This is a genomic window from Yersinia sp. KBS0713, from assembly GCF_005937895.2.
GTDB lineage: Bacteria > Pseudomonadota > Gammaproteobacteria > Enterobacterales > Enterobacteriaceae > Yersinia > Yersinia bercovieri.
Map to the genome: position 1 here is coordinate 2,987,018 of NZ_CP042173.1, position 21,956 is coordinate 3,008,973.

Below are 21,956 nucleotides of genomic sequence, written 5' to 3' on the forward strand. Positions count from 1 at the left end.
AATCAAATAATACTCGATAGATTTCGTGCTGTAGCAAGGCGGCAACATAACAACAATTCGGTGAGAACCGATTTGAACAACATTTATGCTAGCCCGCAGGGTGAGCTGCTTAGAGGCTGATTAATCCCCAGGAGCTTAATCCACTAAGTGACTGGGGTGAGTTAGGGCAGCCAACACCGCTACGGCGTGAAAGATGAAGGGGATTTTTCTAATGTTTAATAAACCGGCAAACGATCAAATTTTTAAGATTTTCAGTAAAATCTTATCCCCTAGATTGACCGTAGGTAAGCCCCAGTAACGACGCCGCCTGAGGGCCATTTGTAACAATTCACCCCCAAGTTATCCACACAATTGTCCGATCTTGTTCACTTGCTAAAAGACGTAATACTCACTATCTTGTTATCTAACCAACACCCAACCCCTATATATTGTGTTTACATCCTGAGCAATGACACTACTCGCTGCCTGAAAATGCAGCGTGGCGTTTGCTTGGCTTACAGGGGATGAACACACGGAAGGTAAAAGATCACATGAACCAAAGCCTACTTGTTACTAAACGCGATGGCAGCAAAGAACGCATCAATCTGGATAAAATCCACCGGGTCATCGACTGGGCCGCTGAAGGTTTACATAACGTCTCGGTTTCTCAAGTAGAATTGCGTTCACACATTCAGTTTTATGATGGCATTAAAACTGCCGATATCCATGAAACCATCATCAAAGCCGCCGCTGACCTTATCTCCCGTGATGCGCCGGATTATCAATATTTAGCCGCTCGCCTGGCAATTTTCCATCTGCGAAAAAAAGCCTACGGTCAATTTGAACCACCAAAACTCTTCGCCCATGTGACGAAAATGGTGGAGATGGGTAAATACGACAAACATCTGCTGGAAGATTACACCGCAGAAGAGTTTGAACAGATGGACACTTTCATCGACCATTGGCGCGATATGAACTTCTCCTACGCGGCGGTTAAGCAGCTGGAAGGCAAATATCTGGTGCAGAACCGCGTGAGCGGCGAGATCTATGAAAGTGCCCAATTCCTGTACATACTGGTTTCCGCTTGCCTGTTCTCTAACTACCCGCGCGAAACCCGGATGGATTACATCAAACGTTTCTATGATGCCATTTCGACCTTTAAAATCTCACTGCCAACGCCGATTATGTCTGGTGTTCGTACCCCTACACGCCAGTTCAGCTCTTGTGTGTTGATCGAGTGTGGTGACAGTCTGGACTCAATCAATGCCACCTCCAGCGCCATTGTGAAATATGTGTCACAACGAGCCGGTATTGGTATCAACGCGGGCCGCATCCGTGCGCTGGGTAGCCCAATTCGTGGCGGCGAAGCCTTCCACACCGGCTGTATTCCGTTCTACAAACACTTCCAGACCGCGGTAAAGTCCTGCTCACAGGGCGGCGTACGAGGCGGTGCGGCAACCTTATTCTACCCAATGTGGCATTTAGAAGTTGAAAGCCTGCTGGTGCTGAAAAACAACCGTGGCGTTGAAGGCAACCGCGTACGTCATATGGATTACGGCGTACAGATCAACAAACTGATGTATCAACGTCTGCTGAAAGGTGAAGATATCACCCTGTTCAGCCCGTCAGATGTGCCGGGATTGTATGATGCGTTCTTCGCCGATCAGGATGAATTTGAGCGCCTTTATGTCAAATATGAGCAAGATAGCAGCATCCGCAAACAGCGGGTAAAAGCGGTTGAGCTATTCTCTTTGATGATGCAAGAACGTGCTTCTACTGGCCGTATCTATATCCAGAACGTGGATCACTGCAACACCCATAGCCCATTTGACCCAACAGTGGCACCGGTACGTCAGTCAAATTTATGTCTGGAAATTGCGTTGCCAACCAAGCCGTTGAATGACATCAATGACGAAAATGGCGAAATCGCGCTCTGTACCTTGTCGGCGTTCAATCTGGGTGCCATTGATAGCCTTGATGATTTAGAAGATCTGGCAGTACTGGCGGTACGTGCGCTGGATGCTTTACTTGATTATCAAGATTATCCGATTGCTGCGGCACAGCGTGGCGCAATGGGCCGTCGTACCTTGGGTATTGGCGTGATTAACTTTGCTTATTATCTGGCAAAAAATGGTGTGCGTTACTCTGATGGCAGTGCTAACAACCTGACTCACCGCACTTTTGAAGCGATTCAATACTACTTATTGAAAGCCTCAAACGCGCTAGCCCGTGAGCAAGGTGCCTGCCCGTGGTTTAACGAAACCACCTATTCACAGGGTATTTTGCCGATCGACACCTATAAGAAAGATTTGGATGCTATCAGCAGCGAACCATTGCATTATGATTGGGAGACGCTACGTAAAGAGATTCAAACCCACGGCCTGCGTAACTCCACGCTCTCTGCGCTGATGCCTTCTGAGACATCATCGCAAATCTCCAATGCCACCAATGGTATTGAACCACCGCGCGGTTACGTCAGTATCAAAGCCTCTAAAGATGGTATCCTGCGTCAGGTTGTGCCTGAATATGAGCGCCTGAAAGATGCTTACGAACTGCTGTGGGATATGCCAAATAACGACGGTTACCTGCAACTGGTTGGTTTGATGCAGAAATTTGTCGATCAGGCGATATCGGCGAATACCAATTACGATCCGACCCGTTTCCCGTCAGGCAAAGTGCCAATGAAGCAGTTGCTGAAAGATTTGCTGACCACCTATAAACTTGGTGTGAAGACCCTTTACTATCAAAACACCCGTGACGGTGCTGATGATGTGCAGGAAGATATTCAAAGCCAGCCGGGTGATGATGACTGCGAAGGCGGTGCATGTAAGATCTGATTGAGTATTCAGGCCCTTGATGACTGCAAATGTGGTCATCAAAGGGCTTAGCTTTATTTGCCCGTTGCTTGTCCCCTGAGGAAATCATGGCCTATACCACTTTTTCACAAAATAAAAACAATCAGTTACTCGAACCAATGTTCTTTGGTCAATGCGTCAACGTGGCGCGTTTCGATCAGCAAAAACACGCTATTTTCGAAAAACTGATTGAGAAACAGCTCTCTTTCTTCTGGCGGCCAGAAGAGATCGACGTCTCACGGGATCGTATTGATTACAATGCATTGCCCGATCACGAAAAACACATTTTTATCAGCAATCTGAAGTACCAAACCTTGCTGGACTCCATTCAGGGCCGTAGCCCTAACGTCGCCTTGTTGCCGCTGATCTCTATTCCTGAGCTAGAAACCTGGGTCGAAACTTGGTCGTTTTCTGAAACCATTCACTCCCGCTCTTACACACATATCATCCGCAATATCGTTAATGACCCAGCGATTGTTTTCGATGATATCGTGACCAACGAAGAGATCCTTAAGCGGGCAAAAGATATCTCAGCGTATTATGACGATTTGATTGAAATGACCAGCTACTACCATCTGCTGGGAGAGGGTAGCCATCAGGTCAACGGTAAAACCGTCGTCGTCAACCTGCGTGAACTGAAAAAACAGCTCTATCTCTGTCTGATGAGCGTCAATGCGCTGGAGGCGATCCGCTTCTATGTCAGCTTCGCCTGCTCATTTGCATTTGCTGAACGCGAACTGATGGAGGGCAACGCCAAAATCATCAAAATGATCGCCCGTGATGAGGCGCTGCATCTGACCGGCACCCAACATATTCTTAATTTAATGCGCTCCGGTGAAGATGATCCGGAGATGGCTGAAATTGCTGAAGAGTGTCAGTCACAGTGCTACGACCTATTTGTTCTGGCCGCGCAACAGGAGAAAGAGTGGGCAGAGTACCTGTTCCGTGACGGCTCTATGATTGGCTTGAACAAAGAGATTTTATGCCAATACGTTGAATATATTACCAATATCCGTATGCAGGCTGTAGGTCTGGGTGTGCCGTTTAATACCCGCAGCAACCCAATCCCCTGGATCAACTCCTGGCTCGTCTCCGATAACGTGCAAGTGGCCCCGCAGGAAGTTGAAGTCAGCTCCTATCTGGTCGGTCAGATTGATTCCGAAATCAGTGCTGACGACCTGAGTGATTTTGAGCTGTAATTGATGAAGTCTATTGTGACGTTGAGCACCACCGGTGCTCAACTTAACCGCCCGGCCAATAGCCGCAATTTGCTGGAAACACTCGAACACCATCAGGTAGAGATTGAGTATCAATGCCGCTCGGGCTATTGTGGCTCTTGCCGCCTGCGCTTACTCAAGGGTGAAGTTTGCTATTCACAGCAGCCCCTGGCGTTTATTCAACCCAACGAAATCCTGCCCTGCTGCTGCCAACCGCTAGGTGATATTGAAATAGAGCTTTGATCAGAATTGATAAAGCCAAGCCTATATGAATCCACCTATAATCACCTTGCCAAATAGATGATATTTTACTTCCACTATCATAATCATAGGGAATAAAGATGAAAATAGTGCCAATCGCACTCAGCAGCCTGTTAATGGCAGCATCGGCCAGCGCTCTTGCAGCTACTGAGTCACCGCTTAATCAACAGCAGCCATTAGAAAAAATCGCGCCTTATCCTGCGGCTGAAAAAGGCATGACCCGTCAGGTGATTTTCCTTGATCCGCAAAAAGATGAATCACGTTTCAAAGTGGAACTGCTGATCGGTAAGACCCTAGAGGTTGACTGCAACCGCCATATGCTAGGCGGCAATCTGGAGACCAGAACCCTGTCTGGCTGGGGCTTTGACTATCTAGTGATGGATAAAATTTCACCACCCGCCTCCACCATGATGGCCTGCCCAGACAATAGCCGTCACCCACAATTTATCGCCGCCAATCTCGGTGACGCTGCCATGCGGCGCTATAACAGCCGCCTGCCGATTGTGGTTTATGTGCCACAAGGGGTAGAGGTGAAATATCGGATTTGGGAAGCAGGTGCAGAGGTCAGAAACGCGCAGCTGAAGTAGTGTCATGGTGGCTCAAAATTAAAACCATCTAAATACCCATTCAACTGAGTGGGTATTAAAATTCTTATCGTTAAGCAGCAGAAATAGTTATGCCAAATAGATCCCGATTAAAAGGGGCTTGCTGTCAATGTAGGGGCAAGGCGTTGCACTGTTTGTGGCGGTGAAAAAACACCTTCGTAGTCACGAACCTTGCGATCAAAATCCGCTGTAATATTAATCAGTTGGCTCATGTCGTCATGAACAAATGGGCTATCAGACAACATCACTGCCGTATCAGCAAAAATAAAATCCTGCGCATCGAGCTGCTCAACATCCAGCCCATCCAGATAGGCCAACTCGAGACTCTTACCCTCAAAGTCTAAAGCGGCGGATGTGATATCCACACCCTGAATCAGAGCCAACCCATTAATAACCATCGAACTCCGCTTTATCAGAGTTAATTCACTGAAATTACGAATACCCATGGCGCTTAAATCAATTTTATCAATACCGTGGCGGAAGCCCTGCACCGCATTACCATACCGCCACTCCCCCTGTTGCGGCGTCACGACAAAGATGCTGGGTTTGGCGTTTTCCCGCTGATAGACCTTACCCACCAATGAGGCGACCATTTTATTATCAACGAAAGATAAGCTGACACCACCGCCTCCCCCATTGAGTATGATCTCCGTTTGCTTGGCAGCGGCGGGTTTATCCAGCAGAGTTGGCTGTGACTGTGGATTATCTATCCTTATGCTGCTATCAAAGTAGCCAGCGGGAGGGGTAAAGGTATCCGCAAAGTGAAAATGGTGCGCTTTCAGTGTCGCCACCTCTCTGTCCTTGACAATAATATGTTGATTATCATTTAGTTGCACCCTCACGTCCTGCCCATCTTGCTTAAGCCGCAATGCCCTGAATCTCTTATCGGCAAAACCAATCAAATGAATCACCTCTCCTCTATCGGCATCAAAGTTCACAATCCAGTCACCGCCGCTAGCGCGTTTGCGCACTACAAAAATCTCTTTCCCTGCGCCGCCCGTCAGTACATTTAACCCACGTCCACCATCCAGCACACTATGCTGCCGCCCCGCGATTAAAATATCGTTACCATCACCACTTATCAGATTATGGATCCTCGCCGGTGAGCGCAGTGTCAGTTGGGCATCGCCAAGAGTCGCTTCACCAGTGAGCAAATTGACCTTCACATCAGCCGCTACCGCCGACATATTCAGCGTATTGCGCCCCCCCACAACCCCATCGTCACTGTCATGCAGAAATGCCCGCGTCGGCTCCTGCGCAACCAGCGCAGCAAATTCATCAGTATAAACGTAAGTATCATCACGGCTAATCGAGTTGCCAAATAGCCGTATTGACCAATTTTTTAGCTCAACCGGTTGCCCGTTTTTGGCATTTTTAACCACCAGTCGCCATTGACCACCTGAGTGTTCACCCCGTTGCAGGGTCGACATAAAGGTATGGTTAAAATCACCCGCAATCTCGCTACCCGTATCGACATCATCACCACTGTCGGCCATTTTTTTCTCTGCGCCATCAAGCAGGATACTTTGGGTGCCATTCGGCGAGATCAGTGTCACCGTCAGATCCCCCAGACGCCCCACATTGGCACTAAAATCAACTTCAACCTGCTCCACCTCAATCTCGCCCTTAAGAATAACGGATGCCGCCCTGGTCATCCCCGCCAGCAGTGATTCTCCTGTGGAAAACTGATGCTTTGCTTGCAAAACCTGCTGATTCGCATCACTCCTTTGGTGAGTCCAACTCTCCGCTAGGCGCACTGCCGCCCGCGCATCTACCGCACCAAAACCATAATCATGACTCACCTGCATCCCGCCGCCATTCCAGCGGGTTGCACCATTAGTGCGCCATTCACTGGTCGGGTCTTTAACCCGCCGTGCCGATAGTGCGAGGATCGCCTGCACATCGCGATAACCGAGATTCGGATTGGCCTGCAACATCAGCGCGGCGATAGCGGAGACAATTGGCGCGGCAAAACTGGTGCCTTGTTCCGTGCTGTACTGCGCACCAAACACCGCACCGCGCTGTGCGGTGATCTGTTGGCTACTGGAGAGGATATGGCTGCCCGGCGCTGAAACCAGCAAACTGGAACCGGGGTTGGAGAAGGGGGCGCGGTGGGTCTGGAGAGTTGAAAGATCCGCTTTGCTATTCATGGCCGCCACCTGAATAGCAAAGCGGGAGTTGCTCATTAGCGACCCTTGGGTGCTGCCGCCCTGCGCCCGTTGATTACCACCACTGGTGACAATAATGGTGCCCAATCCCCCACGACCATTGGCTGCGGCATAGTGCAGTGTCAGATTGAGTGTATTAGCCAGATTAATCATGCCGCTGGAAACATTGCTGATGGCAAAGCCATGTTTGAAGCCCCAGCTGTGGTTCACGACATCATAGCTGGACATCTTACCTAGCGTGGTTAAATCCGCCCCATCGTTGCTCAGATAGTGACCGCCCAGTGTCGCTTCATGGGCAACGCCCACCCCGCCCAGATGATTTTTTGCCGCTACCATCACGCCTGCCACCATAGTGGCATGATTGGAGACCTCCTCGGGCAGTACGCCGCTTCTCTTCTGTGTTGCCAGCCAGCTGGGATCAACATTGGCGGCTAAATCGGGGTGGTTAATATCAAAAATCATCGGGCCGGTGGCAAACTGACCGCCGGGTTCAAACTGACCAATGCGCACCCCTTTGCCGGTATACTCCTGCCAGATGGGGATCACATTGATCTCGTTGAGATAACTCTGCTTGATAAACTGGGGATCGCTGGGAATATCCGCGCTGCGCAAGAGCACCGTTGCCCGCATGGTCGCCGACTCTCCGCTGGAGAGATCAAGCACGGAAAGTGCCGGGGCCCCAGTCGCACTTTTCACTTCATATTTAAAACTCATCACCCCGGTAAATCGGCTATCCGGGGTGAATAGCACGTTACCATCATCCTTCAGCTGCACCGTGCCGCCCACGGCGTCACTCACCTTAGCGATGAGCAATTCCGCCTCAGGATCAAAGCAAAAATCATTACGCAGCAGCGCCTGCGCCGGAATATTCGTACTCTGCAAGCGGCTGATGGGGTTGCCATTGCCGTAAATTAAAACATCGTTAACCGGAATAATCGTCCGCGCATCCAACTCTACCGCCGCAATATCGGCAAAATTCAGTTTTTGAATACGCTTCAGTGTCAGTGTGCCATCACGGCCCGCCACCTTATCCTTTAGCTGATAGCCGCTCTCCGTGCGGGTAATGGTGTAATCCGCATAGCTGCCGTGCAATGCCAGCACATTAATTCCCTCACCGCCATCAATCAGCGCATCCCCCTGACCGGCCACAATCACATCATTGCTCTTATTGCCATAAATGCGATCAGCGCCGCCCCCGGCATGGATAATACTGCCCTGCTCGGATGCATAAATTGTGTCGCCCTGCGGCCCGGCATAGATAACCGCTTTACCGCTACCGCCGATAATTTTATTTTTCCCGCGGCCGCCACTCAGCACATCATTACCGCCCCCGCCGACCAGCGTACTATTGCCGTTACCGCCCTGAATAAACACGCTATTATTGCCGCCACTGATAATGATGTCATCGCCATCCCCGCCCTGAGCAATAGTGATACCACTGCGGGCCATATTCAGCCCCACCCCTTGATCACCGGTGATCAGCACGGTATCTGTCCCACCTTTCCCCTGGATGTAGCGGGTATCATCACTGGCGCTGATAACAAACACGTCATTACCAGAATTCCCTGTATAGGTATTGCGACCGCCGCGCCCGACTAACCAACTGCCCTCAGGGCTGGCTATCAGGTCATCATCCCCCCGCGCACCATAGACATTCTTGGCCTGTAGCTGTGCGGCATTGAGTATTTCACCCTCATGATTGAAACTGACGTAGGCGGTGGTGGTGACCTCATCGCTGCTTGAGGTTAACAGTGCGCCATCATCAAGTGGTGTCACCCGGTTGCTAACCGATGACCCGACAAAATTCACCGCCAAAACCTCTTGCTGCTTATCATTGATGGTGAACAGCCCGCGAGCGACAATCTGGTTCCCCTTACCATCATCACGGCCAACCAGAGTTGCAGCGACATCAATGCGCGAGATCCCCCACTCATCCAGCGTTTTCAGTTCGCCCTCATCAACCTGACCATTGTGGGAGATATCCTGCCAAACACGTAATTTCGCCCAAATGGGATCAGCAGAGTCTATAACGCCATTGCCATCACTATCATCTTCAGCCAGTGCGGCAAAACCATGCTCAAAAAGTTTCTGCCCCGGCAAGCCATCTATTCCCGCTGTACCGCCATAATATTCCGAATAGATCTGGCTGATATTATCAATCTTCCCACTGCCATTATCGATAACCAGCATACCGCTCTCCGGCCCGACCCAACCGGTGCGTTTTAAACTGCCGCTATTATCAATATCAAATAAGACCCCCTCCCTCAGGCCGCTCATCTTCACGCCGCGACCGGAGAGATCCAGTAATAGCGGATCAACATAGGTATTAAAGGTGGTTTGCGCGGATAAGCCATTGAGTGTCGCAGCATCAAACAGGCCGGTCTCCGGCAACATATATGCCGGCTGTTCAAGATAGTAATCAGATAAATAACGGCTGGGCTGCACATTGGGATCTAACTGAATTTCGCCGGGACGGACACCACCCGAGGCCATGCTGCCCATCTGCACCGAGGCAAAATCGGTTTTATCCAGCGTGCCATCGGTAAAGGAGAAACTGTGGGTCGGTTTATTCACCAGATAACCGTTAGTCACATCTCGCTGTAGCTGATCTTCATCGGCAATACGCCGGGTGGCTTGTGGCGTGGGGTTAATCTCAATTTCAATATTACACTGCGGTATAACAATCGAGGTCTCATCGTCAGCGCTAAAGAGTTGATTGGTAGCGGTTTTGCCTAAAGCCCAGTAGCCAGAGGGGGAGTCAATAATTGAAAACCATCGGCGGGAAGTTTTCCGGATAGCCTCGGGGGAAAACATGGAAGATTGGGCCATCATATTGTAGGTTTCAAAAGAGAGTTTTAATTCTTTAGCCGGTTTCCCTGCTGCATTAAGCACATGCTGCCAATAAGTTGGCCGGCTTGTCTCTTGGATAGCATTAAAAACCGGTTCTAATGTCCAGGTTTCTGGCGGGAGTCCATGTCTTTTAAATACTATTTCATGAAATTGCCCTGCCTCTTTATGATTAATATCACCATAAATAGTGCCAGTACTAATATCGAGTCTATTTTGCAAAGCATTAAGATATCCGCCCGCCATATCATAGCGAATATTCTTAAGACGAACTTCTGTTATTGGCTTATTATGCTCGGCAGCAGTGCGCTCCATATAGTAAATAGCCATGGCACCTGCGAAGGAGTCCCCCCTGACGACACCATTAGCCAATACGGCATAGCGATCGCCTTTGCTGGCCAAATAGTTATACATCGGGCCAGGATCTTTACTCTCCTTATGAGACTCTAATATCTCTCTGGCGCAGGCCAGCTCGGTGGCGGTAAGTTTTAATTCGCCTGCATTTCTATTTTGCTGTAACATAATTATCGTCCTTAATGTTTAATATGCGCCAAAAGAAACTGCTGGGTGCGGCTCACAATTTCCTTCCATTGTTTCAATTTTTCAGGTGTAAAAGAAACCTCAACCAATGAGCCTATTTCTGACATCACAAAATGCGCTTCACAGATATAATCTCTTTTCTCCAATGGGAGCCAGATACAATCAAAAATGACAGGTATTCGCCCATCAATCTCTTGCCAGTAATAACCATTAATATCTTCATCAAACCAATAAGGATCATTTTCATCCTGTGACTTTGACCTTATTAATTTTTGAGTTGCCTTAACAAAAAAAAGCCCCAAGTCATCTCTGTAAATCACAGGATCAAATGTTTTATCTTTTCGTTTTTTAAGATAAAAATCACGCCTATAGGTAATATCTGAATCGGGTCGTTTTAATGGCTCGACACTGATAGTTAATCCATTAAATCCTCGTTTTTCCTTATACCAGTTTGATTTATCACCAGGTTGCATATCTGGCCAACTGGTTATCATCGGCAAAACAACAAAATTAGCATCACAACCTTTTTTATTATTAATAAAATCGGGGTCCCAGGCACTAGCTCCCTCATACTCTGCCCAGTAAATAATATAACTCTGCGGCACCTCCATCACATGACCATTAAACTTACCACAGACAAATCCCGGCCGATTATCGGCATAACTTAGCGTGGATAGCATTAATAAAATAATTGCCAGATATAAATTATATATCAATAATCCATTGCCATTTGATTGATGGCACATTATTACCCCCTTATTTTTTAATATGCGATAAAAGAAACTGCTGGGTGCTGCTCACAATGGACTTCCACTGTGGTAAATTTTCCACTGTAAAAGTAACTTCAACAAGAGAGCCTATTTCCGACATCACAAATAGTGCATCACAGATATAATATTTCTTCTCCAACGGGAGCCAAATACAATCAAAAATGACGGGTATTCTCCCCTCAACCTCTTGCCAGTAATAACCATTAATATCTTCATCGAACCAATAATATAACTCAGGATCACCTTTGCTTGGACGCCCAGACCTATTCAACTCCTTAGTGACTTCAACGAAAAATAGCCCTAACTCCTCAATATAAGACACAGGACTATATTTCTTATTCTTTTCTATTCCAAGATAAAAATCACGCTTATAAGTAATATCGAGATCGGGTCGTTTTAATGGCTCCACACTTATTCTTAGCCCTCCAAATTCCTCTCCATGTTTATACCAGTTTGATTTATCACCAGGTTGCATATCTGGCCAACTGGTTATCATCGGCAAAACAACAAAATTAGCATCACAACCTTTTTTATTATTAATAAAATCGGGGTCCCAGGCACTGGCTCCCTCATACTCTGCCCAGTAAATAATATAGCTCTGCGGCACCTCCATCACATGACCATTAAACTTACCACAGACAAATCCCGGCCGATTATCGGCATAACTTAGCGTGGATAGCATTAATAAAATAATTGCCAGATATAACTTATATATCAATAATCCATTGCCATTTGATTGATGGCACATTATTACCCCCTTATTTTTTAATATGCGCTAAAAGAAACTGCTGGGTGCTGCTCACAATGGTTTTCCACTGTGGTAAATTTTCTATTTTAAAAACCACACGAACAAACGCTCCTATTTCAAACATGATAAATTGAGCTTCACAGATATAATATCTCTTCTCCAGCGGGAGCCAGAGACAGTCAAAAATGACGGGTATTCGCCCATCAATCTCTTGCCAGTAATAACCATTAACATCTTCATCAAATCGATAAGGGTCATTTTTCTCTACTGGGGGATAACGGGTTATTTTCTTGGTCATTTTGACAAAAAAAAGCCCCAAGTCATCTCTGTAAATCACAGGATCAAATGTTTTATCTTTTCTTTTTTTAAGATAAAAATCACGTCTATAGGCAACATCGCTATCGGGTCGCTTTAATGGTTCCACACTTATTCTTAGCCCTCCAAATTCCTCCCTATATTTATACCACTTTGATTTATCACCAGGTTGCATATCTGGCCAACTGGTTATCATCGGCAAAACAACAAAATTAGCATCACAACCTTTTTTATTATTAATAAAATCGGGGTCCCAGGCACTGGCTCCCTCATACTCTGCCCAGTAAATAATATAGCTCTGCGGCACCTCCATCACATGACCATTAAACTTACCGCAGACAAACCCCGGCCGATTATCGGCAAAAACAACACTCATCGAGATAATAAGCAAAATAATAAAAACCAAAAATAATTTGCACGCCAATTTAAAATAGATATAAGACCAGAAAAATAAATTCAGCATAATAGCATCCTGATTAAAGATAAAAATGTATCTGGTATTTATCTATTACACAAGAAGCAGACTATAAATGAAATTCTTAAAAAACGGCCAGCGGAATATAATAATATATATATTCAAATGTTCGGGTAATTAGGGGAAATAATCGCATCTACAGGTTGAAAAAATGGCAGGTAAATATCCAAAGGGGATTCAGGCGCTTTTCTGCGCCTGAGGATAGATATTCGTCGTCTCTGTTTAACTATAAAATCTCAACAACTTCCAGCCAACCGTGCTGCCCGCAGACCGGGCTGCCTGTTAGCCAGCGGCGCAACATATCCAATGCCAGCATGGCGCTGCTCTCCTGCCGAGTCCGCAGACCATGGCGGCTGGCCTGATACCGCACCCGCTGAGCAAATGTTACTTCCGGGGTATGCAGCACCACACTCAGGCAATCATTTTGCATCGCACTTACTGCCAATACTAGCTGGGCACCGCACAGCATCGATAGTGACTGGGCGCGGCTAGCAACCTCGGCTAATGTCTCCTGGCAATGGGCCGGTAGCAGCTCGCCGCCCACCAGCGGTACAGCCGCGCTCTGCAACTGCCAGTGCATTAATCCGCCGGTAAATTGCTCACTGACCGCCAATAATAGGCCGCGTTGTGTCAACTGCTCGGCCAGCAGTGCCGGTAAGCCCTGGGTGCCTTCAAATAGGGTGCTATCGCCCGCCACCGCCCTGACCTGCTGCCACAGCTGCTCCATCGCCGGGCGTGCCGCAGCAGGCCCGGTCAACTTCAATTCAATAATCGGGGCGGAGGAGCGATAACCCAGCACCACGCCCTCCGGCAGTGGCAGCGGATCTAGCTCTAGCGCCAGATCACTCTCTGAGCGGCCAAAGGTGGTCATCCGTAAGCACAATGGCGGTTCAGCGACATCAAAGTGCTGGCGTAAACGCGGCATAATCTGCTGTTCCACCATCACCTTAAATTCTGGTGGCACGCCGGGGGTGAAAAACATCAAACATTTATTCAGCCGCAGCGCGAAGCCACAGGCCGTGCCGACCGGGTTATCCAGCATCTCCGCATTGGCTGGAATATGCGCCTGCTTGCGGTTGGTCGCCGACATCACCCGCCCGCGTTCGTGAAAAAAAGCCTCCATGCGCGCAATCCATTCCGGATGCTCAATCAGCTCCGTCCCGGCGGCACGGGCGGCGGCCAATGCGCTCAAATCGTCACTGGTTGGCCCAAGTCCACCATTCACAATCAGCACATCCGCCACCTGGCTACGCTCTGCCAGCACCTCGATAAGTGCCGAGAGTGAGTCACCGACGGTCTCTCTGCTGCTGATCGGCAAACCCTGATTAAAAAAATAGTCCGCCAGCCAGGCGGCGTTGGTATCAATAATCTGCCCATGCAGCACTTCATCCCCGGTGCTCAACATCTCCACTCTGATCATTTTATTCTCCGTTGGTGCCCATGCGTTGCTACCCATAATCGTTACTTTATGAATCCCATCACTTAAACACAATCATTTCCCGCAGGGAGAGTCGATAACCACAATAGAGCGCTCTGCTTTTGCACTCGCAACGTCGTAACGATTTGTTTACACTGATCGTAACGTCGATTTGACACAAACAGGTCAATCCACTACCCTGCTGCACTCAATAATTCCAATAAATTGTCATTTAGTAGAGGAAAGCGTGAAGAATCGCACTCTGGGCAGTATATTTATCGTTGCAGGGACCACTATTGGTGCCGGCATGTTGGCAATGCCACTGGCGGCGGCCGGGGTCGGTTTTGGTGTCACCCTTGCCTTACTAATTTCTCTTTGGGTATTAATGTGTTACACCGCTCTGCTATTAGTTGAGGTGTATCAGCATGAGGCGGCTGATACCGGGCTTGGAACTTTAGCGAAGCGCTATTTAGGTCATCGGGGGCAATGGCTCACCGGTTTTAGCATGATGTTTTTGATGTATGCCCTGACCGCAGCCTATATCAGCGGTGCAGGTGAGTTGCTGGCTACCAGTATCAGCCAATGGACCCAGCAATCATTTCCCACCTCTCTTGGTGTCTTGCTGTTCACCTTAGTTGCCGGTGGCGTGGTTTGTATCGGCACACATTCAGTCGACCTATTCAATCGCATCCTATTTAGCGCCAAGATTATCTTTTTGATTGTGATGCTGGCCCTAATGATGCCGCATATCGAAAAAACCAACTTATTGACCTTGCCACTGGAACAGGGGCTAGCGCTCTCTGCAATCCCGGTGATTTTCACCTCATTTGGCTTCCACGGCAGTGTACCGAGCATCGTCAATTATATGGGTGGCAATATTCGTAAGCTGCGTTGGGTCTTTATTATCGGCAGCGCGATCCCGCTGATTGCTTATATCTTCTGGCAGTTGACCACCCTTGGGGCCATCTCCTCCCAGACCTTTGTCGGTATTCTGGCGCAGCAAGCTGGGTTGAATGGCTTATTACAGGCGGTGCGCGATGTTGTTGCCTCACCACATGTTGAGCTGGCGGTGCATCTGTTTGCCGATTTAGCGCTGGCCACCTCCTTCCTTGGCGTGGCGTTGGGGCTATTTGATTATCTGGCTGATCTGTTTAAGCGCCGTAACTCCGTGCGGGGCCGCCTGCAAACCGGCGCAATTACCTTTACGCCGCCTTTGCTGTTCGCGCTGTTTTACCCGCGCGGTTTTATTATGGCGCTGGGTTTTGCTGCCGTCGCTTTGTCGGTATTAGCTCTGATTCTGCCGGCGATGCTGGCGTGGAAAGCGCGTAATATCCATCAGGGAAGTTATCGAGTCTGGGGCGGGAAACCGGCACTGGCAGCGGTATTTGCCTGCGGCGTGGTGGTGATTGGTATTCAGGTAGGAATTGTCACCGGTGCATTACCGGCCGTCGGATAATTCAGGCCACAAATAAAAGGGCGCATATCCAGCAGGAGTGCGCCCTTTTATTTAATTAAAAATTAAGGCCAGCGCCGATATACACCCCATCCGCTACACGATTATCCCGCTTTCCTTCTTTGCCTTCCATATTGATGTAGCGATAGCCGACATCAACAGTCAGTGGGCGGAAGACATTCCAGCGCAGGCCGCCGTTGGCTTCGCTATAGGATTTCATGCCGCTGGTCAGCTCTTCCGGAGCGAAATAGCCCTCACCGTACAGGGTGAATGATTTGTTGATGGGGTAAGTTAGCCCGCCACCAATCGCGATGGCCCCGCCATTGCTGCCATCTTCCGGTGACATATAGATGCCTTTGCCGCCTACAGTCGCCATCATCGGGCCAATAGGGAGATTGAAGCCCAACCCCAGCCCATAGATATCACCGTCGTGATCACTGCGCGCCCAGTTACCACTGATCGCCAAACCACCGGTATTGGTTCCCATGCCAAAACCTAAATTGGTGTAATCACGGCCAGTTTCGGCGTTAAAACTCACAGCACTGGCGGAACCTGCCACTAACAGCAGGCTAGCTGCACACGCGATCAAATGCTTATTCATATTTTTCTCTCATTATTCGTGATGTCACCTGTGAGCAGATTGCCGCAAACAGGTCTCCCTACGTCGAGTTTAACCGAAAAAAACACCATAAATACACGTAAAAAACGATTAAATAACACAGTATTTCAAATGATTGTAAATACTCATTCAATTGAAGTCACTTATGTTGGCAATGGTAATGATAAGTCCCGCCTATTTGCTGAATGCGGTCAATAAGGCTACAACTAGTGTGGAGATCAAAGAATCACCCTCGGTTGTTGGTTAAATTATTATCTTGTCAATCAGGATTTTGGCGAAATCTAATGCTGTTAAACACCCGATAAATCAATCAATTCAATAGTGATAATGGAGAGGATGATGAGTAAAAAGAAAGGGTTAACTACCGCAGCGGGCGCGCCCGTTGTTGATAATAATAATGTCGTCACTGCTGGCCGTCGTGGCCCCATGTTACTGCAAGATGTCTGGTTCCTGGAAAAACTGGCCCATTTTGATCGTGAAGTGATCCCAGAGCGCCGCATGCATGCGAAAGGCTCCGGTGCCTACGGTACTTTTACCGTCACTCATGACATCAGCCAATATACCCGCGCCAAAATTTTCTCTGAGATAGGTAAACAGACTGAGATGTTTGTCCGCTTCTCCACCGTGGCCGGTGAGCGTGGTGCTGCCGATGCTGAACGTGATATTCGTGGCTTCGCCATGAAATATTATACCGAGGAGGGGAACTGGGATTTGGTGGGTAACGACACGCCGGTGTTCTATCTGCGCGATCCGCTGAAATTCCCGGATCTGAATCACGTCGTGAAACGTGATCCGCGCACCAACCTGCGTAACCCTATCTATAAGTGGGATTTCTTCTCCCAGTTGCCCGAATCCTTGCACCAACTTACCATCGATTTCAGTGACCGTGGCCTGCCAAAATCTTATCGCCATATGCACGGTTTCGGCAGCCATACCTTCAGTTTTATCAATGCCGACAATGAGCGTTTTTGGGTGAAATTCCATTTCCGCTGCCAGCAAGGCATTGAAAATCTTATGGATGATGAAGCTGAAAAACTGGTCGGCAGTGACCGGGAAAGCTCTCAGCGTGATCTGTACGAAGCCATTGAGCGCGGTGATTTCCCCCGCTGGAATCTACAAATTCAGGTGATGCCAGAGCATGAAGCATCCCAGACCCCCTATAACCCATTTGATTTGACCAAAGTGTGGCCACACGGTGACTATCCGCTAATTGACGTGGGTTTCTTCGAGCTAAATCGCAATCCAGAAAACTACTTTGCTGAAGTGGAGCAATCCTCATTCAACCCAGCTAACGTGGTGCCGGGGGTGAGTTTCTCCCCTGACCGCATGTTGCAAGGCCGCCTGTTCTCTTACGGTGATGCAGCGCGCTATCGTTTAGGTGTGAACCATCATCAGATCCCGGTGAACAGCGCCAAATGTCCATTCCATAATTATCATCGTGATGGCGCGATGCGCGTTGATGGTAACAGCGGCAATGGCGCAACTTACGAGCCAAACAGTTTTGATCTGTTCCAGGAGCAACCCGATTTCAGCGAACCGCCATTAACCCTGGAAGGGGCCGCAGATCACTGGAATCACCGCGAAGATAGTGATTACTTCTCACAGCCACGGGCGCTATTTAATCTGCTGAGTGCAGAAGAGCATCAGCGGATGTTTGCCCGCATTGCCGGTGAGTTGTCACAGGTTCCGGAGGAGATCCAACGCCGTCAGGTTGCATTGTTCAGTCAGGTGCATCCAGATTATGGTGATGGGGTGAGGAAGGCTCTGGGGTTAAATTAAGATTTTTTGTTTTGGTTGATAATCGATTAGGTGATTGGTTTGGTTGATAGTTGGTTTGGTGATCGGTTCGGTTGATAATCGATTAGCGGTCACCTCACCTCCGCAGCCTCAACCGAGTCGGGCCGCAGGGCGGCGGCCCAACACCCGCGCCTGGCGCGAAATATTGCCCTGCGGGTAAACCTCCCACGTCTTTCGGGCTGACGAGCCAGCGCGATGGGCATCCCTGCCCAAGCGCGCTTTTCGCGGGCGTCCTGCCCGCTCACTCTACCCTCCATCCTCGTCGGCAATATTCCTGATTGCGCTTAAGGTCAAAAAAGAAAGTCAAAATCAAAACCCTGTTTTTAGGTTTTGAAGTTAAAAGCACATTTGAGCTGCCGAGTGAAGAGAGTAGGCAAGGAAAACGGGCAGGACGCCCGTTTTAGGCGTCGCGCGGAGGGACCCGCGTAAAGCCGTCCGCCAGCCGAAACGATGATTGAGGGAACCCACGAAGTGGGCAAGCGATACGTGCGCTAGCGCAGGGGTTCCAAGGGGGTTACGCGCTTGTAACCCCTTTGGCGGTTGAGGCGCGGGAGGCCAAGTGAACGCCGATTTCATGTCAACCGAACCGATCATCAAACCGAATATCAACCGAAACCAGATCCGATATCCAACAACCGAACCGATCATCAAACCAATTATCAACCGAAACCAGATCCAGCCACAAAATCAACCACCCCCCGCCTCGACACCTTAATCCCTCCCCCCTTCAGCGCCTCCGGCAGACGATAAAACGCCACTGGGCGCTGAAACACCGCCAATCGCGGCGTTAGCCAATCCGCCAAGGCCATATCATCCACGGTTTCATCGGCATCAATTACCGCCACTGGCCGGTGACCGAATTCACTGTCAGTGATAGGGACAACAAAGGCTTGCTGCACGCCGGGATATTGCAATAAAACCCGCTCGATATCCTCCGGCTGAATCCCCTCACCACCACTGAAAAACAGGTTATCCAGCCGCCCGATAATGTGTAGCTCGCCTTGCTGCCATTCACCACGATCACGAGTGTGAAACCAACCATCATCGTCGCATATTGGTCGTACCTGCCCCTGCTGCCAATAACCGGCAGCCAGGCAATCGGCTCTCACCCACACCTCATTTTCTACCAATTTGACCTCACGGCGCACCAGTGCCGCCCCCACACCGGGCAGGCCGTCGGCGCGTTTGGCGCACACCGTAGAGGCCGCTTCAGTCAAACCATAACCGCACCAGCAGCGGATACCTCGAGCCTCGGCCTGTTGCGTCAGCTCGGTGGGGATCATCGCACCGCCCAGCAGCACCTCTTTTAGGGTTAACGCCGCGCCCTCACTCGCCAATAATCGCCATAACTGCGTGGGAACCAGCGAGGCGTGGCTGCATCCACTCAGTGCTGCTGCCAGCGGCACTCCCTCTGGCAGCACCAAGGTCGCACCAATACTTAACCAGCGCCACACAATACCCTGCCCTGAGACATGAAACAGCGGTAACGATAGCAGCCAGCTATCTGTTGGCGTGAAATCCATCAGCTGTAACACGCCATCCGAACTGGCTAAATGGGCCGCCGCGCTATGCACTGCCGCTTTGGGTAGGCCAGAGGAGCCGGAGGTGAGTGTCATGGTCGCCAGCCGTTGGTTATCCCATGCCACTGCAGGGTTAGCCCTACTCTGCGCCGCCGCACTATCCGTGCTCAGTGCCAGCGGTGTAAAAGCCAGGTGTGCCGATAAAGGAGCCGCCAGATTCAGCATAAAATCGATATTTAGCTGTGGTAACAGCTGTGCCAATAGCACCTCGGGGAGTTGCGGATTCAGCGGCAACACACGGGCGCCGCACTGTAACGCCGCCAGATACGCCAGCAATAGCGAGTAGCTGTTTTTACCCCGCACTACCACACCACTGCCGCAACTCACGCCCTGCTGTTGGAAAGTAGCGGCCCGATCATCAATTTCAGCCGTCAGTTGTTGCCAACTGATCGGTTGCGACCCCGCCCGTATGGCTATCCCTTGGGGGCGAAGATTGGCCCAATGTCGCCATGGAGAGACGGATTGCCACGGCCAATCATTCAGCTGCGCCATAGCACGTCCAGTTGATCCACTGTCATTAGCGGCAGGTTGCTCTGCGGCCATGGGCGCAACAACTGCGCTTGCATCAACTCCAGTGTATCCAGCCCCGGCACAGTGGATGGTGTCAGCCAGTGGGCCAGTCGCGCCAGTTGGGTCAGGCCCAGACTCGACTCAATGCTGGAGCTTATCACCGCGACCAAACCCGCCTGATGCGCTTGTTGCACCAGTTGTTGGCAGCGAGCAATGCTGCCCACCAGTGTCGGCTTGATCACAATCGCCGCGACACCCGGCTCAGCTTCAACCTGAAAATCAGCTTCACGTACACTCTCATCCCAGGCAATGGCGATCCCGGTGTCGCGCGCAAATTCGCGGGATTCCGCGCGGCTCTTGCACGGCTCCTCCAGAAAGGCGATGCGCGAACGCAGCTCAGGATTGACATATTTGGCAAAGCCATCCGCCTTGGCGCGTGTCCAGCTACGATTAGCATCCAGCCGCAATTTCAGATCCGGCAGAGCTTCCAGCAGCACATTGACTATCATGCCGTCGCGCACCGCTTCATACAGCCCAACTTTTACCTTAGCGACTTTCTCACCCGGCAGCGCCTGTAGCACCGCGAACAGCTCATCGGGGTCCCCGGTGCATAGCGGGGCTTTGCGGTAATCCGCCGCCAGTGGCAAGCTTTGATCCAGCTCCGCCAGTGCGCAGCTAAGACCGAAAGCCACACAAGGCAGCGCGCCGAAATCCGGCACCTCGCCACTCACCCAGCTCTGTAGCCAGCTGGTTGCCGCCGTTTGTGCTTCAACCACGGTCTCCTGACTGAACTCCGGTAATGGGGCTATCTCCCCCCAACCGATCTGCTCACCCTGCTGCAACTTCACCAGCAAACCATCGCGATTTTTCAGCCGCTGATGGCGCAGGATCACTCCCGCATCCATCGGTATGCTGTAGCGGTAAAGTGTGGCCGCGCGCATTACGGATTTCGCTTGAATTTGCTGAAGTCCGGCTGGCGTTTTTCGTTGAATGCGTTACGCCCCTCTTGACCCTCTTCGGTCATATAGAACAGCATGGTGGCGTTACCGGCTAGCTCTTGCAGGCCCGCCTGACCATCGCAATCCGCATTCAGTGCCGCTTTCAAGCAGCGCAGTGCCATTGGGCTGTTTTCCAGCATTTCACGGCACCAGCGCACCGTCTCTTTTTCCAAATCAGCGACCGGCACCACCGTGTTGACCAGCCCCATATCCAGGGCTTGTTTGGCATCGTATTGGCGACATAAGAACCAGATTTCGCGCGCTTTTTTCTGGCCAACAATGCGCGCCATATAAGCCGCACCCCAGCCGCCATCGAATGAGCCAACTTTTGGCCCGGTTTGACCGAAGATGGCGTTATCTGCCGCGACAGTCAGGTCACACATCATGTGCAGTACATGGCCGCCACCAATGGAGTAGCCAGCCACCATGGCGACTATCGGCTTCGGGCAGGTGCGGATTTGGCGCTGGAAATCCAGCACGTTTAGGTGATGAGTACCAGTGGCATCCTGATAGCCGCCGTAGTCGCCACGAACCTTCTGATCGCCGCCGGAGCAGAAAGCTTTTTCGCCTTCGCCGGTCAAAATGATCACGCCGATATTGTCATCATAGCGGGCATCCGCCAGCGCCTGAATCATCTCTTTAACCGTCAGTGGGCGGAATGCGTTACGCACATGAGGGCGGTTAATGGTGATCTTGGCGATACCATCGCTGGATTTGTGATAGCGAATATCTTCAAACCCGGCGGAGCAATCTTGCCAATCGATGGCGGCATACAGTTGTTCTTCGCTCGGATAAAGCATAG

15 protein-coding genes are annotated in these 21,956 nt (G+C 50.1%); 6 read left to right on the forward strand and 9 right to left on the reverse strand.

The window, feature by feature from the left end; translation table 11 throughout:
* Nucleotides 1-530 precede the first annotated feature (530 nt).
* The 4 genes from nrdA (at nt 531) to eco (ending at nt 4,899) form a co-directional block, all read left to right on the forward strand.
* On the forward strand, nt 531-2,816 hold the full coding sequence (gene nrdA, locus FFE93_RS14235; protein ID WP_049599350.1) for a class 1a ribonucleoside-diphosphate reductase subunit alpha: 2,286 nt from the start codon (nt 531-533) through the stop codon (nt 2,814-2,816).
* An 86-nt stretch (nt 2,817-2,902) separates the two neighbouring features.
* Nucleotides 2,903-4,033, forward strand: coding sequence for a class Ia ribonucleoside-diphosphate reductase subunit beta (gene nrdB, locus FFE93_RS14240; protein ID WP_005278000.1), 1,131 nt, complete (start codon nt 2,903-2,905; stop codon nt 4,031-4,033).
* A gap of 3 nt (nt 4,034-4,036) precedes the next feature.
* Nucleotides 4,037-4,294 (forward strand): class I ribonucleotide reductase maintenance protein YfaE, encoded by a 258-nt coding sequence (yfaE, locus tag FFE93_RS14245; protein ID WP_005278004.1) that lies wholly within the window; start codon nt 4,037-4,039, stop codon nt 4,292-4,294.
* A gap of 98 nt (nt 4,295-4,392) precedes the next feature.
* Complete coding sequence (gene eco, locus FFE93_RS14250; RefSeq protein ID WP_005278006.1) at nt 4,393-4,899, forward strand: serine protease inhibitor ecotin; 507 nt, start codon at nt 4,393-4,395, stop codon at nt 4,897-4,899.
* A gap of 107 nt (nt 4,900-5,006) precedes the next feature.
* On the opposite strand, the gene FFE93_RS14255 is transcribed toward eco, so the two are convergent.
* The 5 genes from FFE93_RS14255 to FFE93_RS14275 all read right to left on the reverse strand — a co-directional run bounded on the left by FFE93_RS14255 (nt 5,007) and on the right by FFE93_RS14275 (nt 14,200).
* Nucleotides 5,007-10,454, reverse strand: coding sequence for a S8 family serine peptidase (locus tag FFE93_RS14255; protein WP_138775371.1), 5,448 nt, complete (start codon nt 10,452-10,454; stop codon nt 5,007-5,009).
* A gap of 11 nt (nt 10,455-10,465) precedes the next feature.
* Nucleotides 10,466-11,218: a hypothetical protein gene (locus FFE93_RS14260; RefSeq protein WP_099460651.1), complete on the reverse strand. Its 753-nt coding sequence runs from the start codon at nt 11,216-11,218 to the stop codon at nt 10,466-10,468.
* Nucleotides 11,219-11,228: 10 nt separating this feature from the next.
* Nucleotides 11,229-11,990, reverse strand: a complete 762-nt coding sequence (locus tag FFE93_RS14265; protein WP_138775372.1) for a hypothetical protein — start codon at nt 11,988-11,990, stop codon at nt 11,229-11,231.
* Nucleotides 11,991-12,000: 10 nt separating this feature from the next.
* Complete coding sequence (locus tag FFE93_RS14270) at nt 12,001-12,681, reverse strand: hypothetical protein (protein WP_138775982.1); 681 nt, start codon at nt 12,679-12,681, stop codon at nt 12,001-12,003.
* A 325-nt stretch (nt 12,682-13,006) separates the two neighbouring features.
* Nucleotides 13,007-14,200, reverse strand: a complete 1,194-nt coding sequence (locus tag FFE93_RS14275) for a nicotinamide mononucleotide deamidase-related protein YfaY (protein WP_049599365.1) — start codon at nt 14,198-14,200, stop codon at nt 13,007-13,009.
* Between the two features lie 244 nt (nt 14,201-14,444).
* Between FFE93_RS14275 and tyrP the strand changes: the two genes are divergently transcribed.
* Nucleotides 14,445-15,653 (forward strand): tyrosine transporter TyrP, encoded by a 1,209-nt coding sequence (tyrP, locus tag FFE93_RS14280; protein WP_005279743.1) that lies wholly within the window; start codon nt 14,445-14,447, stop codon nt 15,651-15,653.
* 55 nt (nt 15,654-15,708) lie between these two features.
* Here tyrP and FFE93_RS14285 read toward each other — a convergent pair whose 3' ends face one another.
* Complete coding sequence (locus FFE93_RS14285; RefSeq protein ID WP_005279745.1) at nt 15,709-16,251, reverse strand: YfaZ family protein; 543 nt, start codon at nt 16,249-16,251, stop codon at nt 15,709-15,711.
* A gap of 357 nt (nt 16,252-16,608) precedes the next feature.
* Here FFE93_RS14285 and FFE93_RS14290 point away from each other — a divergent pair, with 357 nt between their 5' ends.
* Nucleotides 16,609-18,048 carry a catalase gene (locus tag FFE93_RS14290; protein ID WP_186367720.1) on the forward strand — a complete coding sequence of 480 codons (1,440 nt, stop codon included), beginning with the start codon at nt 16,609-16,611 and terminating at the stop codon, nt 18,046-18,048.
* A 677-nt stretch (nt 18,049-18,725) separates the two neighbouring features.
* Here FFE93_RS14290 and menE read toward each other — a convergent pair.
* The 3 genes from menE to menB are packed head-to-tail and all read right to left on the reverse strand — an operon-like array spanning nt 18,726 to nt 21,954.
* Nucleotides 18,726-20,138 (reverse strand): o-succinylbenzoate--CoA ligase, encoded by a 1,413-nt coding sequence (menE, locus tag FFE93_RS14295; protein WP_138775374.1) that lies wholly within the window; start codon nt 20,136-20,138, stop codon nt 18,726-18,728.
* On the reverse strand, nt 20,126-21,097 hold the full coding sequence (menC, locus tag FFE93_RS14300; RefSeq protein ID WP_138775375.1) for an o-succinylbenzoate synthase: 972 nt from the start codon (nt 21,095-21,097) through the stop codon (nt 20,126-20,128). Before menC ends, menE begins: the two co-directional genes overlap by 13 nt.
* Nucleotides 21,097-21,954 (reverse strand): 1,4-dihydroxy-2-naphthoyl-CoA synthase, encoded by an 858-nt coding sequence (gene menB / locus FFE93_RS14305; RefSeq protein ID WP_049599382.1) that lies wholly within the window; start codon nt 21,952-21,954, stop codon nt 21,097-21,099. Before menB ends, menC begins: the two co-directional genes overlap by 1 nt.
* Nucleotides 21,955-21,956 lie beyond the last annotated feature (2 nt).